The sequence below is a fragment of the Psychrobacter jeotgali genome (assembly GCF_904846315.1).
GTDB lineage: Bacteria > Pseudomonadota > Gammaproteobacteria > Pseudomonadales > Moraxellaceae > Psychrobacter > Psychrobacter jeotgali.
This window is the reverse complement of sequence record NZ_CAJHAF010000001.1, coordinates 1,006,762-1,023,078: the sequence shown is the minus strand read 5'-3', so window position 1 is coordinate 1,023,078 and position 16,317 is coordinate 1,006,762. Positions and strand designations below refer to the sequence as shown.

Below are 16,317 nucleotides of genomic sequence, written 5' to 3'. Positions count from 1 at the left end.
TTCGAGAACAATAAAATTTATTTGCCAGTGGCATTTTTTAAAGACTGCTTATCACGCATTTTTATCGCGGCATATAGTACGGGCACAATGAAAGGTGCTATCGCCCATAGTCCGATATAAATAAATAGTACAGCACCAATAAAAGCGCCGGCAGTAAAGCTAAAGACCAAGGTAAAGCTATGTCTTAGGCTGTCCATGTTGCAGTTATTACGATCGAATACATAGTCCGATAAGTCGATACCTAGCTGAGTGGTATTACCGGTCATGAGTAGGGTAGGTTTCATCTTACCCATGATGGTTTTGCCCGCGGTATTACGAATAGCAAAAGCGGTCAAACCTAAGAAACCAGTCAACGCTACCTCTAAAGTACCTGCTTGCTCGAAAGGGCCAAAATAAATCGCTGAGGCTAAAAATGCTAATAAAAAAACCACTTCTGCAAATAGTAGGTTACTAAGAATAGGTTTATTAGCACTAGTTATATTGATAAGACGCTTGGTAATAATGACGGTAAGCAAAAATACTGGCAGGGCGCCAAGTTTGACCCAAAGCCCGTTGCCGCCTTGGACTAAGCCACCTCCAGCCATCACCAAGTTACCAGTGACATGATTGGTAAAAAAGCCCAGCAGCCCAATAAAGCCGATGGTATCAATGGCTCCGCCCACCGTCGTTAGCATCACCGGTATCTGATAACGCTGCCAAAAAGTCAACTTAGAAAAAGCATCGCTATCTTCAGCTTTATCACCTGTCGCTTGTTCTTTAATAAGATTAGCCACTTTGTTCTCCCAAGCATGATGTAAATGAGTTGATAAAATCTCATCGAATGTAATAATTAAATTAGCTTTTTAGTCTCATTTTATAGTTATAACTTAAAGCTAGTAGGCACGCTTTAACCTTGTAGTTAATGGTTAAATGAACTGCGAAATATGCTACTTTTTATTAGTAATAAAATCAGAGTGAGCTATCTTAACGGTTAAGTAAAAATTGATAAATAACAGTATTTACAAATATAAGTTCTAATTTTTGGAACAATATTTATGCTCTTAATATGTGATAATTAAAAATATTATGATGAGGATTGTTGTCTAAGACAGGATCTTTATTGGCTTAAATGCTAACTAGCTGCTAACTAAAAGCAGCTCAATAAACTATAAAAAAGGAGTTTTCATTATGAAGAAGTTAATCTTGCTTGCAGGAGCGATAAGCGTCACTGCCTACGCCGTACAAAATCCACCTGCTAGCTATAGTGCTCAAATAATTTTAGACACCTGAGAGGTTTTTTTAAAGTAACGTCTCTATTTTTAAGCTGTAGTATATAATCATTGAAGCTGTGCGGTTTACGTATAGATAGTAGCCCCGCCCCCACGCTCCAGCGATACTCTCTTAGTAGCCCTTTGGTATACACTGTTTTAAAATAGTTGTAGTCCGAGAGGAAAGCCTTCTACCATATAACCAAAACAATAATTGGTTTGATGATATTTCATAAGAAGGAAGGGAAGGTGTTAATATAGATAGCTTAATAAAACAGCCTCATAAAAAATAAGTAAGGAAAGGCTATGCGTATCACTACCAATTTTGATGCCGGTAATGTCGACGTTATCAATTTAGAAAATAAAAAAGACATTCAATTAGCTATTCGTCCAGACGTTGGCGGCGAGTTTTTCCAATGGTTTAACTTTCGTTTGTCAGGGGAGATTGGCGAGCAGTATGTTCTCAATATCGTTAATGCAGGAGAGGCGTCCTATGTTAAAGGATGGGAAAATTATCAAGCGGTTGCTTCATATGATCGGCAGTATTGGTTCCGTCTGCCAACCTCTTATAAAGACGGCAAGTTGACTATAACAGTAGATATGGAGTGCGAAAGCATACAAATCGCTTATTTTGCCCCTTATAGTTATGAGCGTCATCAAGATTTATTAGCCGCCGTACAAATGCATCCATTAGCTACTTTGGAGCATTTGGGTGAAACGCTCGATAACCGCGATTTAACTTTAGTTAAAATTGGTAATAGTGATAGCAGTAATGAGGCCAATAAACGCAAGATTTGGATCATTGCACGTCAGCATCCAGGTGAAACCATGGCGGAATGGTTAGTCGAGGGTCTATTGTATAGCTTATTAGATGAGGATAATGCCACTGCTAGGTTATTGTTAGAAAAAGCCAACTTCTATATTGTGCCTAATATGAATCCTGACGGTAGTGTGCGCGGACATCTGCGTACCAACGCAGTAGGGACTAATCTAAACCGCGAATGGGCAGATCCAAGTTTAGAAAAAAGTCCTGAGGTGTTTCATGTTATCAATAAAATGCAAAAGACTGGTGTGGATCTATTTTATGATGTGCACGGCGATGAAGCACTGCCTTATGTATTCCTGGCGGGCTCCCAAGGGACACCAGGTTATAATGAGCGCCTTGCAGGTTTACGTGATAAATTCTCAGAGGTGTTAAAGTTGGCTAGTGCTGATTTTCAGTCTGAATTTGGCTATGACGTTGATGCACCAGGTACAGCAAATATGACTGTTGCTACTAACTGGGTAGCAGAACGTTTCGACTGCCTGGCCAATACTTTAGAGATGCCTTTTAAAGATAATAATGACTTACCTGACGAAGATACAGGATGGTCACCCGAGCGCTCCATTAAATTAGGGGAGGCGTCGCTAATTGCCATGTTAGCGGTTGTTGATGATTTGCGCTAGTTAGTGATTTAGTATTCACAGTATAGTATTCATCGATTGCTTTTTTAAATGTTTTTTTCTACAATGGCACTTTAATAATGCGCCTATAGCTCAACAGGATAGAGCAGTTGCCTCCTAAGCGATCGATCCGAGTTCGAGTCTTGGTGGGCGCACCATCAAATATGTATATGCTTCATAAGAAACTGTTGCAAACCATGCGTTTCAACAGTTTCTTTTTTCTAATAATATTCAAAATATAAAACTCTCTCTTCACAGCTCTTATTCGCTATTACTAAGAATGTCAGTAACATCTATAGGATCAGCATCGCCGTTGGCTTTAGCTCTAGATGATTCATTGAATAAATCATCCATACTATTTTTATAACCATCGATATTGTTATAGTCATACTTTTCTAAAATATCTTGTCCAGCACTTGAGAGTAAAAAGTTACGGAAGCTTACGGCAGCAGAATGGTCTGTTAAAATCACTCCATCTATAGCCTGTGAGTTTTTTATAGCGTAACTAAACTTAGTAAGACTACGTGCAGTATTGCTATCATTTGTAGTATTACTCGCTGCTTCAACGTCGTTATTAGATTGACTAAGGCTATTATCTTGTTCAGCATTCCTTTTTGATTGAGTATGATCTAATAGTGCTTGTAATGTTGATAACTGAGTTTGGTTTAAAGTATCGTCAGCAATGATTATGTCAATAGTAATCGCTGAAGGTACTGATTTATTAGCGAAATTAACGTTGTCGTTTTTAGCACTGATGTCTTCACTATCTGCACTAACCTCGGTAATACTGACTGCGGGTAAGTTTATTAAAGAGGTAGAGGGCACATAGCGTACTGATACCTGCACACTTGGATAACGGGACTCAAAACGGTTAATAATATCATTTAAGGGTGTTTTTAGCGTCTCTTCTGCTTGTAAGTACAATATGCTATTAGCAACCGCATCGCTCTCATCGTCATCTTTTGCAATGCCCGTAGAGGAGTCAGTACTACCATTATCATTAACCATAATGGGTAAAGGATCTATATTCTTTTGATTACTGGTCCATAACCAAACAAAAATGCCCAGTAGAATAATGAGTAATACGACTACGATTCCCACCAATAACCATTTATAGTCTTTCATAGATAATTGCGTCTTATTTGGCGATAAATTTCAATTTAATAATAGGCTAATGGCGCTGGTTTAATACCTCATCAGCTAAATCGGCTAGCATGTCAGCGAAAATATCAGTGTCGTCGTTTTTGTTATTTATCTCTACGATAGTTGTTTCTGTAGGCGACAGAATTTGTTCAGTCGGATCTGGTTTGCTTTTATTGACAGACATCTTGTTTACTGGTGTAGTCTGCTGAATAGCTTTGTTCTCTGATAATGACGCATGCGCCGCCAAAGGTGATTTACCGTCGTCAAGTAAGTCCTTAAGCCACTTAAAACCGTAGAATTCCCACCATGCTTCAAATTTGGCTAAAGTGCTACCTCGTACGGCGATAGGTAGATTCAACGTACGTAGCTTTTGCGCCAGTACTAAATCATGAATAGCTTGCTCTTGGCTCAAATATAGCTCGTTTTTATTCCCTTTAAAAGGTAGACGTCGCTGCCATGCGGCATCATCAATCTTCATCCGTGGCAATTGCCAAAGCTCGCCGCGATAATAAACGACGTATAAACGCTGTTCAGGATGGACAAAAATAGCATCAATAGGACGCAGTGGCATAATGTTAAAGTGATCTCTTGGTTAAAGAAAGTATAAAATATAACGATAGATGATAATGAGCTTAATGTACAAATGTGAAGCTTGTAACAGTATAGCTATAGCGTACCTCTGCGACAATAGGTGTCGTCAAACGCTTCATGGCTAAGCTTCTATACTAGTAAATAAACATTATCAATGGCAAACTGTATTGTGTTTTACTGACAGGTTAGCACTAAAAACGAATTTCTAGTTATAGCTAGCTATAAATAATCACTTATTAATTATATTAAGCGCAGCCATCTTAGCAGAAAAGCAAAACGGGCACGATAGATAAAAGAGAATTCATAATTATTTTGTTTTTCCCCTTTATTAGCTTTTCCCCTTTATTGAATAGATTTTTATTGAGCTGATAGCTACTTGCTGTGAGAGTCACTGTCCTCATATAACGTAAACTCCATTGTTCCTATTAGATTGTCATTTATGTTTAATATCATTCAGTCGCACCGTACCGAACGCTTGGTTGATGAGTTGTTACAAGCTTATCAGGCCAAAAACCAGCCTATCTTTGCAGAATTTATCGTCATTGTACCCTCAATGGTACTGGGTGATTGGCTGGATAAAACCATTGCCAGTCGCGCCGGTATCAGCACCTTGGTGACAACGACCTTTTGGGGCCAGTATCAATGGACACTGATGCAAGATGTATTAAGCCGCCACAACACCTATTTGTTAGCGCAAAACTCTGAAGCGGCAATCTTGAATGTGCCTGAAGTGGCGGTGTTGTCACCTACAGTGATGCAGTGGCGCTTATTTGGCTACTTGACCTACTATCAAGAATCGATTGTTGCAGATAAAAAACATCCGGTGAATCCACTACTGGCGTCTTTGATTGATGAGCCGCAAGAGGAGCTCGATCTAGATAAAGCTCAACAAGATAAAGCCCAGCAAGATGCCCGTATTTGGCAGCTGGCAAGCGATTTGGCGCGGGTGTTCAACCGTTATTTAACCCATCGTGAAGATTGGTTAGCACTGTGGTCGCATAATAAAGCGCTGGATGTAGATGCGTTGATAGCCGATAAAGATGCCTTGTCACTGCGCTTCGATAAGTATGCACGTGGCACTCCTGAATGGCTGGTTGAGCATTATATTGAATTGGAGGTTGCCCAGCGTTTTTTGTGGTCGAACTTATTTGCTGATGTACATCTGCACCGGGTAGCGCTAGAAGAGGTGTTTTGGTCAGCTCTTAAGCACAATAAGGCAAATGAGCGTGCACAGTTGCCTAAAGTATTGCGTATTTTTACCATTCAGCAGCTGCCGCAGACTGAGCTTGATTTTTTGCAGCGCTTATCACAGTACATGGATATCACCTTATTGCACTATAATCCCTCCAAGCTATTTTGGGCGGATATCGTTGACAAGTCTTGGCTACAACGTCAGCAGATTATCAATCCTGAAAGTGTGTTTTTGCGCGATTATGGACACAGCTTACTATCGCGTTTGGGTAAGCAGTCGCGCGATACCTTTGCTATGCTGGCTAACTTATCGGGGAATGAGCACTACCAAGATGCCCTTGTGGACTGGCAAGATAAATTCGATGACCAGCTTTATGATGCTGATAACCTTAATCAACCCAGCAGCTTTCAAAACCCTCAAGATATTCCCAGTTTACTAAGGCGCCTGCAAAATGATGTGCTAATGCTTGATGAGAAGGCAACCCAGCAAGCCACCGCTGCAAAGGTCTCACAAGCGATGAGCGCGCAAATAGAGCCAAGCTTTGAGCAAGAGAAGCAGCAAACCCCATGGTATGAAGATGAGGTACTTGAGAATAAACGCTTTGAGAAAGAGCGCTTTTGGAACTTATCTGCGCAGGATAATAGCCTAAGCATTCATTCTTGCCATAGTCTGCAACGACAACTTGAAGTGCTGCGTATTATGATTGGGCGCTGGCTAAACGAACCTATCAAATCTGGCGAGAAAAAACGCCATATCTCAGAAATTGTAGTATTAATGCCCGATGTCGAGCGCCACCATGCGCTGATTAGCTCTATTTTCGTTAGCGGGAAGGGTCAAGACGGTTTGACCTTGCCTGCAAAGGTGACCGGTGTCGTCGATGCCGATATTCGCCAGTTATGGGAAGCGATTATCGGCTTTTATAAACTGCTAGGCAGTCATAGCGCCCGTTTTGAGGCCGCTGAGGTTTTGGACTGGCTGATGCTACCGCCGTTATTTGAAAGTTTTGGATTGACCCATGAGCAAATGAGCCGAGGTTGCGATTTATTGGTTGAGGCAGGGTTTATTCGCGGTTTTGACGAGGGGCATCTCAAGCAAACGCTGGATAGTAACGACTTTGATTACCGTTTTAGCTTCGCACAGGCTTTAGATAGATTGACTTTGGGGTTTGTGATGCCAGAGGCGAGCGCCAGTGATTGCTTATATCCCTTGGCAGAGAGTGATTGGCCGAGCACAGCCATGCCTGAGATGAGCTTGCCGCTACCACAAGTGAGTCTGAGCGATGCGATGATTGTGGAAGCCCTTTGCCGCATTTATAGCGGCTTGAATGACAGACGTCATGACCACACCCAAAAAATGAAAGCAGAGCAGTGGCTTGAGCAAATTGAGACCCAAGTAATTCACCGCTATTTTGGCGATGTCGATCAGACCCGCACCATGCGTGCTATCTATAATGCGATGAACGGCTTTAAATCTGGCCTACGCGCCAATCGTCATTATCGGCAATATGCCAGTAGCGATAGCGCCAATAAAGAAGTGGAACAAAAGCTGGCAGGGGTTGAACAGTTGCCGCTCAAACTAAGCTTTATGCTAGATAGTATCGAGGCTGAGCTTGAGAGTCAGCAAGTCAGTGCTGAGCCTACGGGGGTGATTACCTTTGGGCGCTTTGGGGCTTTAAGGAACGTGCCTTTTGAGCTGGTGGTTATGCTCAACATGGACTTATCTGAGTTTCCTGCGCGGGACCGTGATAACCGCTATGATTTGATGAAAGCGACCATTAGCCGCCGTGGTGATAGAGTTAGTGAGGATGATGATAATGGTGCATTTTTGGATGCAATGCTGTGCGCGCGTAGTGCGTGCTGGATATTTTATAATGGTCAAAGCCTGACGGATACCCATGAGCACCTGCCCGCTAATCCGGTGAGCGAGTTGCTACAGTTTTTGCAAGGCGAGGTGCAGTGGCAGATAAATTCACTAGATGCATTGGAGGTCTTACCTGAACATATTGACCCCACTACCGAAAGCCTAAAACGCTATTTGCCTAAGCTAATTAAACAGTGGCTGGTGACTGAGCATCCAGCATTGCCTTTTCATGAAAGTCTGTTCGAAACAGAGATTGAAGACGCTGAGGACTTTCAACAACAAGCTGAACTTCAAACTGAAAACAACACTCAGAACCGTACTCAAGCCAATAGCAAAGAAAGAAACGCTTCCGACGATGCCAATGAGCTTGACGCTATCTTGAATAAAGCCATGCGTAAGACCAAGTTGGCGCAAAAAAAGCAATTTCCACCGGCGCCGCTTTGGCAAGCGGTATTTAAAACCTTGAAGAACAGAGAGTCTAGCGTACACGCCCAATTAGTAAGTTTACCGACAAAAGCGCAGTACGAATCCATTGCTCAACTGCTTAGTCAAGGGCAGCTTGGACAATTAGACCAAATAGATACTCAAACTTTTAACCAAGCTTTTAATAAAAACTTGGCGTCATTGGCAGATATGTTAGAGCTAGATGCTTCTTTAAATATTAATTCTGATGCTAGCGAAGGGAATAAAACGCTTAATCAAGCTCTATTTGATAGCGTATTTAATATCGCTGAGATAGATATCGAAGGGGTGCTGGCTTATCAAGTGCGTCATCCTGCCAAGGCTTTTTTGCGTACTCAAAAGGTGCATGTGGTGCAAGGCGAGGAGGCCACGACCTTGCAGGAGCCGCTGTTTTTAGACCATTTAAATACTTATAAGATTAAAGAGTATTTGATTAATGACATGGTGAACGGTACGGCTAGCGATAATATTGCTACGGACAATGCCGCAGCGCAAATGGCCAGTCAAACCCTAATGTATCAAAAAATCATGCCCGCAGGCGTGGCTCGCCAAACTACTTTGCCCAATCAACAACAAAAGTTGCAGCAGCAATGTCTGGAATTTAAAGAGCAGCTAGTAGCTAATGGTTTTGATGATTTTAATGCGTCTAATGAGGGTACAGAAGATAGCGTTAAAGGCTTGCAACTACTGACGCCAACCACTGAGCGTCCGGTGCAAATAGAGCTGGCGGCTGTGCTAAATCATACTGATAGCAAACCGTTACTTAAACTACTGCCAGAGACTATTAAGATAAAGGGCCCAGTACCAATATCAGTGCCAATGTCAGTATCAAAATCAGTAGATACTTCTAACTCGCATTCCAATCTATCCTATAGCGATGAGTCGCCCAAGCAGTGGTTAAATATCTTACCCAATTCTGCCAGTCCTAAGCATTTACTCAAGTTTTGGTTATCGCATCTGTATTGGCAAGTGGCGAGACGTACTACGGCAGAGCAAGTAGCGCTGGGTGATGGGGTGAGCATTTGGCGCTTTAATAAACCCAGCTCGCAAGTCAAGAAATATGAGAATGTGACTGCCTTTAAGCTCAGCCCGATAGTTTATCAAGAGGCAGTGATTGAACTCATTAAATGGGCAATTTTTGGGAAGCTGGCAGGTCAAGTACCTATTACTTTGTTGCCAGAATATGCGCTTAGCTACCTTGATAAGTCTCTAAAAGTTGAAGAGAATGGTGGCGGCGGCTATTGGCCAAAACGTGCCGATTTTTCAGACTGGTTAAGACCGGGCTACCATGTAGATACGGTATATGATACTTGCTCGCAGCATGCGATTTGGCAATACGTATTACGTGAGCAAGATGCGTTTAATGCCTTATCTATGGCGCTAACGACTTTGGCACAGCCACTGTATGCGCCGATGTTTAGGGCCTTAGAATGTTTAGACAGTTGATTAAATTAGTTTCGCTGACCTATTTTTGACACCTTGATTTGATAAACCATAATTAAAAGTGTATGACCCTATGACCGACATTACTGATATCGACACGCCGCTGAACTTAGCTAACGATAATATAAATGGCACTTCAGAATCATCTGCTGCGCCTACTAATAAGTCTGAGGAAGATAATAGTAGTGAGAGTAGCGCAGATGTAGTGCCCGCGGTTGAGGTTGCGCTGAGCGGTCGGCACCTTATTGAAGCCTCAGCGGGTACGGGTAAAACGTGGACGCTAACAGGTATCGTGCTGCGTCTGCTGATTGAAGCACGGCGCGCACCAGAGCAAATCATTGCTACTACCTTTACCCGAGCGGCTGCTGCGGAGATGCGTCAGCGTATTCACGACCGTTTGGTCGATTTTTATCAGTTATTGCAGTGGCTAAATAGCCTAAGCGCTAATCCTGATAATAAGGACGATTTATATCCCAGTGCATTACAGGTAAAACCTGATGAGGGTAAAGAAAAGCAAGACCAAAAAGGTAGTCACTCAACTGATGAGACTGACGCTACCGGTTTTAATCAAAGTCTTAACCAGGACCTTGCTTATGATAAAAAAGCCGCGACTCAAAAGTGCACTCAAATAAAGGAACAGGCAAAAAAACAGCGTGAGACTTGGTTAGTAGAGCAAGCTAAATATGCGCGTTTAGAAGATATCATGCAAGATCGCATTAATCTGCATTTGGTCGGTTATTTACTCGATAATGTATACACCTATTCGATAGCTGAAGCTACTCGCCGCACGGCACTGGTATTGACCACGCTTGATAGATTATTCGTCGGTACGCTCGATAGCTTGGCGCAAAAGTGGTTGAAGGAGTACAGTAGCGAGACCGGGCATCAGCAAGGCATGGGGATTATCGAAGATAGCGCCATCGAACAAGTCACTGACAGTATTATCCATGATGAGCTGCGCCAGTTTCAGAGTCGGCTGTATTATGAGCAGCCCAAACTGTATGCGCTATTAGACCAGCAGGGCAAACTGACAGCGGTTAGCGACCATAAAAAGTTTGTAACGCGCTCGCTCAACTTTATCTCTGCGCCTATTGATGAGATAAGTCTCGATGAGGACTTCGATTTTAGTGCCTATGAGCAGCTACTTGATGAGTTTGGAGAGTTGGATTTAGCAGATATTCAACCCTATTTAGATCCTGACTATAGAAAATCGCAAGGGTTTCATGGCGGTTCTAATTTATTCAAACAGTTTGACGCCATTGTTGAAGTGCAGCAAAAAATAGCGGAACATCAGCTTAGATTTACTAGCCATTTAAGTGAGCGTGAGACCAAAATTCTTACCTCGTTGAAGGATTCTAGATATCCCAATGAAGAAGGCAAAATTAAGAACTTTAAAAAAAATACAGAAAAGCAGCATGAGGCGTTTTATAAGTTAGAAACTATTAAAAAGTTAATGGCTATATTGGATAGGGTCGAAAAATTAGACCGACATATCATTTTTTTACTCGCCACTCTTAACCGCCATATTGTGCTCGCGGTACGTAATCGATTACCAGTCATTTTAGAAGAGCGCGGCGAGACCACTTATAGTTTACAAATGGTGCGTTTGAACCAAGCTTTAACGGGCAGGCAAGGACAAAAGCTGGCGCGTTATATTCGTCATCATTACCCCGTCGCTTTGATTGATGAGTCGCAAGATATCAATGGCGAGCAGGCCATTATGATTGAAAGTATTTATTTGCCCAAAAGAAGCAAACCATCAGCAACTGATAAAGCGTCAGCCACTAAAAAGTCCCGTCATGAGTTTTTGCTGTTAGTTGGTGACCCCAAGCAAGCTATTTACGGCTTTCGTGGTGGCGATGTCGCTAACTACAATTATATGAAAGCTCAGTTTGATAAAAGCAGCCTTTGGACACTAGATATCAATCGTCGCTCAAATGCTGGTGTGATTAATGCGCTAAACTGCTGGTTTGGTATGCCAGCGGCAACGACTACTGATAATAAATTAGCGCAACTAGGGAGTGGTATTTATTATCAACATATCAAAGCTGCAAAACCAGAAAACCAGCTGTCTTGGTTTAATGCGCCAGATTCTCAAAATTCTCAAAGTCAGCTAGTAACTGAAGTGTTATCAAATCAGCCTGTGAGCTTATTGCATCTGCCTGATGGTAAAGATACTGAGCTTGAATACGATGAGTTTGAAATCACAGCGCGGCATATTGCCACTTTACTTAATAGTGCGCAAACCTTGGATGGCAAACCAATTCAGCCTAGTGATATTGGCGTGCTGGCACGGGCCAAAAAAGATTTAAAACGGGTGGAAGACGAGCTAGTAAAGCTCAATGTGCCGACCTTGACCACCAGTGATGTCAGCATCTTTGAGACGATTATGGCAGAAGATGTGGCAGCACTACTAAGCGCCATGTTATATCCGTATCGTCATGACATCATCAATCGGGTGCTGACCAGTCATCTGTATGGCCTGAGTATCAAAGATGTCAAAGCCATGATGACAGCTCATGAGTCAGGCCATGAATCAAAGATGCTGGATACTAGCAATACCGTATTGAACAACCAAACTATTAATAATAAAACTATCGATAACAAAAAAAGCTATCAAGACTTTATTAGCTATATAAAAGAAGGCGCGCAGCGTTGGCAGCACTTTGGTATTTTGTCAGCGCTACATTACTTACTAGATAAAAGCCCCGTACAGTCACAAGGCGTCTGGCAAGCCTTAGCCGCGCACAAGGACGGTGACCGTCACATCATGGACTTGCGTCACGTGATGGACGTCTTGGCGCAGTTCGGTATTGGCATGGGCGAGCATGAGCTATTGGCGTGGTTCAGACAACATATAGAGGCGGCGCCCAATAGCGATTGGGCTAAGCAGTATCCGCTACCCACAGAGTCAGGCGTGCAGCTGATGACCATTCATAAGTCAAAGGGGCTGGAGTTTCCCATTGTTTATGTGCTCGGTATGGGCGATGCCAGTAGGAAGTCGGGCAATAAGGAGCAGTATGGCCTATATCTATATAACAACCAGCAAGCTCCAACCCTGCTAGCGCAGCAAGCGACAGGCAATCAGCGCCGCTTTTCACCTGTGCAAGCTTCTGCGACTACTGAGAGTTATTTTACGGATATCGAAACTCAAGAGGGTTTTGATGAATTGCGCAGGCTCGGCTACGTTGCCTTTACTCGCGCCAGTGAGCAGCTTTATGTGGTATTAAAAGACCCAACCAATAAATCAGGATTTGATTTAAAGCCCGTGTTTTATTGGTTTGATTCCGAGGAAGCAAAGTTTGAATTACCGGATAGGCTCAAAGGAACGATAGGGATGCTTAGAGCGCACAATGTTAATGGTTTTTACGATAATAACTATGCTAAAACGAAAGGTTTAAATAACGATGCCAAGCTTGTTACTACCAAGCCGACAACGGAGCCTATTGAGTACGCTGATTTTGCAGAGGTCATGAAGACCAGTTATTTCTATGGCTGGGCCAAGACCAGTTTTACCGCTTTGGCCCGTCAGCTTGATGAATCGACGCAGGCGATAGCAGTAGTGGATGAGCGTATTGATGATGCTATAGATATTGATATGACAGAAACTTCCGTAGCGGTTGGGACTTCACTTAATATCAATGAATCTCTTGAACCCGTTGGTAAATTAAGTCTCAAGTCAACAGACGATATCCGCTTTACCTTTGTCAAAGGCGCTAATGCTGGTACTTTTTTGCATGAGATATTTGAAAAAATAGACTTCAATGATAAAAGCAATTGGTCACATGTTATCGATAGAGCGATTAGTAGCTATCAGTTGCCACTGGTCTATAGCAGTGCTGAGCAGCAAAGCCGTATATTACAAGCCAAGCAGAAGCAAGGGAGTCATTCGCTAGATTTAGATACTATAGATTTAGATACTATAGATTTAAAAACCATAGATTTAAAAACCATAGATTTAAAAACCATAGATTTAAAAACCATAGATGTAAGCGCACATGAGGCCTTGATAACTTGGATTGAGGAGGTGCTTGCAGCGCCGCTCTTAGCCTCAAATCAGCCTTTGCAGTCTATTGATGCAAACAAACGTTTTGCTGAATTAGAGTTTAACATGGGCTTGTCTGAGACCTTTAGAGCGCAGGATATTAATAATCTCTTTGAGCAGTATCTCCCGAATGAGACTGACAAACACGTCAACCTCGTCCCGCAAAACAAAGCGCATTTGTATCGTTACCTGCGCGGCGAGATTGATTTGGTCTATGAGCATGCTGGCAAGTATTATGTGGTCGATTATAAGAGTAATTTTTTAGGAAATAGCCTAAGCGATTATAATGAAAACACCCTCAAACAAGCGATGTCTAAAGCAGGCTATTGGTTACAAGCGGCCATTTATCAAGTGGCGTTACATCGATTCCTTGCTATACGAATTAGTGATTACGAAGGCAATGAAGATAAGTATCTAGGTGCGGTCGAATACGTCTTTCTGCGAGGTACTTATGACTCAAACGCTACTGTCTCACCCAGTAATGATAGCTCTGATCGTAGCGACCCGATGTTCAATTATCGTTATGGATTAGTCACTTGGGATATTCCGATTGATTTTATTAAGGCCTTAGATGCATTGTTTGGCATTCCTAATTAGCAGATTTACGGGTTAAAAATAATAACTATTACAGTAATTGAATAAATAAACTAGAGACAAGCATACTATGAGTAATAACCAGAGTAGGGCAGCCATTAGCTTACAAGAAAGCTGGGCAGGTAATATTAGTGATTACATTTTGCTGCGCCGTCAGCAAACGTATTTAGCGTATGACATAAAAGCTGATAAGGATAAAGAAATTGATGGAGTAGTAGCAAGTGTGTTGTTCAGCGCTTTATTCACTATGTTGGCTACTCATCTAGAAGAGGGGCATACAGTATTAACTATTGAAGCTGAAAAGCATCAACTACCATTACAAGGTGAAGTTAATGGCGAAGTAGTTACACTATATGCTTGGCAACAGCAATTGCTCGAGATGCTGGCAACGCCAATTCTAACCCTTATTGATACTCCAATACAGACGCCAGCAGAAGATAGTTTTTTAGAAAACGATTTTATAGCTGAACCTTCGTTGTTTGATTCACTCAATACTTTGCTTAGCAAACGAGAGCAGTTATGGGTGTCGTTGGCACTTAGTAATCATGAAAAAGATAACTTGGTCAAACGTTTGGATACGGTTGTAACGCTATTTCAGGCGTTAAAGAATACGGATTTACCTTCTTTCATCCAGTTGGTTCATAGCCATCCTTTATTTGCTAGCCTTGATGCTGAAAGTAAAGGTAATAATATAAATAGCCTAAGCAAAAATAACCAACCAATAATCTATCAAATCCAAACTCTCAATAGCCCAAACACTAATAACATAAAAACATCCCTTACGTTTTGGCTACATCGCTCTTGGCAAGCAGAATTTAACTTAGCGAAACACATTAATAATATTTTAATGCAGCAAGTGACACCTTTACCCCTATCGATACCTAAAAGCCTACACGAGAAGCAAGTAAACGCTATTAATGTGGCTAATAATAATGCCTTTAGTATTATTACTGGTGGCCCGGGCACAGGTAAGACTTATACCGTTGCTCAATTAGTGATGGCGCTGCAACAAGCGGCAGAGGGTAGGGCGAATGAGCATAAAAATATTAAATTTAGCACCGACAGTGCCAGCCTTGCGTTGGTAGCGCCGACTGGTAAAGCGGCCCAACGTATGCAAGAATCTCTGCAAAGCGCTCTAGACGCAGCGAATGTGGATATACAATTGCAAGAAGCTAAAACCATCCATCGCTTGTTAGGTATTGGTCGAACGGGTAGGCCGCGTTACGATGCCAGCAATCCACTTGGCGAAGATATTATTATTGTTGATGAGGCTTCTATGCTCGGGGTGGAGTTGGCTAATTATTTGGTAAGCGCGGTTAAGCCAGGCGCCAGACTTATATTGCTAGGGGACGCCAATCAATTGGCTGCGGTGGATGCAGGCGCAGTATTGTCTGATTTGTGCCGCATTCCACTATTACAACCCATCCATGTACAGCTAACAGAGAGTAGGCGTTTTGACTCAGACTCTGGTATTGGTAAGCTTGCGTATCAAATCAATAAAGCAGAGACCAACATTGATACTATTTGGCAGTTGTTGGAACAGGATAAGGCGCTGAATTTTCAGTATATAAACAAATCGTTAACATCGATAAGTCATAAAAATAGCCTAAGCAATCGAAGGATCATATCAAAAACATCCCAAAAATATCAAAATTACATAGTAAAGATTAAAAAACTCCTAGAAAACCCAATAGAAAAATCCGTGCCAGAGTCGGTTAAAGACACAATCACTTCCTTAATGGAAACCTTTAATGAGTTTAGAATTCTGTGTGCTGGTCACAATGGTGAATGGGGTGATCATTATATTAATAACTATCTTACGCAGTGGCATCTTACTGAGCTAAAGCTACCGTTAGGTCAAAACACTTGGTTTCATGGTCGGCCAATTATGGTTCTACAAAACAACTATGAGCTAGGACTGTTCAATGGCGATATTGGTTTTTGTTTACAAACGGGCGATGATGGAGGCCGAATGGAAGTATTCTTTGAAAACAAAAAACAGGGGATAGCGGTTAATTTACTAAACGAAGATATGATTGCTACGGCTTATGCGATGACCATTCATAAGTCGCAAGGGTCTGAGTTTGATCATGTAGCGATTACTTTTGATAATACTCATGCAAAATTATTGAGTAAAGAGCTTATCTATACGGCGGTTACTCGTGCTAAAGAGCAAGTTACTATATACAGCACCAAACCAACGTTGGAGAAGGCGGTTCAAACGCCAACAGAGCGCTACACAGGTTTGACACTACAGTTCTCTAATATTAAATAGGGAATTGAATAGGAAAACCAAA

At 42.1% G+C, this 16,317-nt stretch carries 7 protein-coding genes and 1 tRNA gene; 5 read left to right on the top strand and 3 right to left on the bottom strand.

What is annotated here, in order from left to right:
• Positions 1 to 17: 17 nt before the first annotated feature.
• Entirely contained in the window at positions 18 to 674 is a 657-nt protein-coding gene (locus tag JMX18_RS04150) for a YoaK family protein (protein WP_201588212.1), read from the bottom strand.
• A gap of 879 nt (positions 675 to 1,553) precedes the next feature.
• On the opposite strand from JMX18_RS04150, the gene JMX18_RS04145 reads away from it, so the two are divergent.
• Positions 1,554 to 2,693: a M14 family metallopeptidase gene (locus JMX18_RS04145; protein ID WP_201584727.1), complete on the top strand. Its 1,140-nt coding sequence runs from the start codon at positions 1,554 to 1,556 to the stop codon at positions 2,691 to 2,693.
• Between the two features lie 79 nt (positions 2,694 to 2,772).
• Positions 2,773 to 2,848 (top strand) — tRNA-Arg (locus tag JMX18_RS04140).
• Positions 2,849 to 2,951: 103 nt separating this feature from the next.
• On the opposite strand, the gene JMX18_RS04135 is transcribed toward JMX18_RS04140, so the two are convergent.
• Together JMX18_RS04135 and JMX18_RS04130 are read right to left on the bottom strand one after the other, a co-directional pair.
• Positions 2,952 to 3,815 carry a hypothetical protein gene (locus tag JMX18_RS04135; protein ID WP_201584718.1) on the bottom strand — a complete coding sequence of 288 codons (864 nt, stop codon included), beginning with the start codon at positions 3,813 to 3,815 and terminating at the stop codon, positions 2,952 to 2,954.
• 46 nt (positions 3,816 to 3,861) lie between these two features.
• Positions 3,862 to 4,404, bottom strand: a complete 543-nt coding sequence (locus JMX18_RS04130) for a hypothetical protein (RefSeq protein ID WP_201584716.1) — start codon at positions 4,402 to 4,404, stop codon at positions 3,862 to 3,864.
• Positions 4,405 to 4,863: 459 nt separating this feature from the next.
• On the opposite strand from JMX18_RS04130, the gene JMX18_RS04125 reads away from it, so the two are divergent.
• The 3 genes from JMX18_RS04125 to recD all read left to right on the top strand — a co-directional run bounded on the left by JMX18_RS04125 (position 4,864) and on the right by recD (position 16,295).
• The gene (locus JMX18_RS04125) at positions 4,864 to 9,384 is read left to right on the top strand and encodes an exodeoxyribonuclease V subunit gamma (protein ID WP_201584714.1); all 4,521 of its coding nucleotides are present in this window, start codon (positions 4,864 to 4,866) and stop codon (positions 9,382 to 9,384) included.
• 70 nt (positions 9,385 to 9,454) lie between these two features.
• The gene (locus JMX18_RS04120) at positions 9,455 to 14,023 is read left to right on the top strand and encodes a UvrD-helicase domain-containing protein (RefSeq protein ID WP_201584707.1); all 4,569 of its coding nucleotides are present in this window, start codon (positions 9,455 to 9,457) and stop codon (positions 14,021 to 14,023) included.
• 67 nt (positions 14,024 to 14,090) lie between these two features.
• Positions 14,091 to 16,295, top strand: coding sequence for an exodeoxyribonuclease V subunit alpha (gene recD, locus JMX18_RS04115; protein WP_201584699.1), 2,205 nt, complete (start codon positions 14,091 to 14,093; stop codon positions 16,293 to 16,295).
• Positions 16,296 to 16,317: the final 22 nt, after the last annotated feature.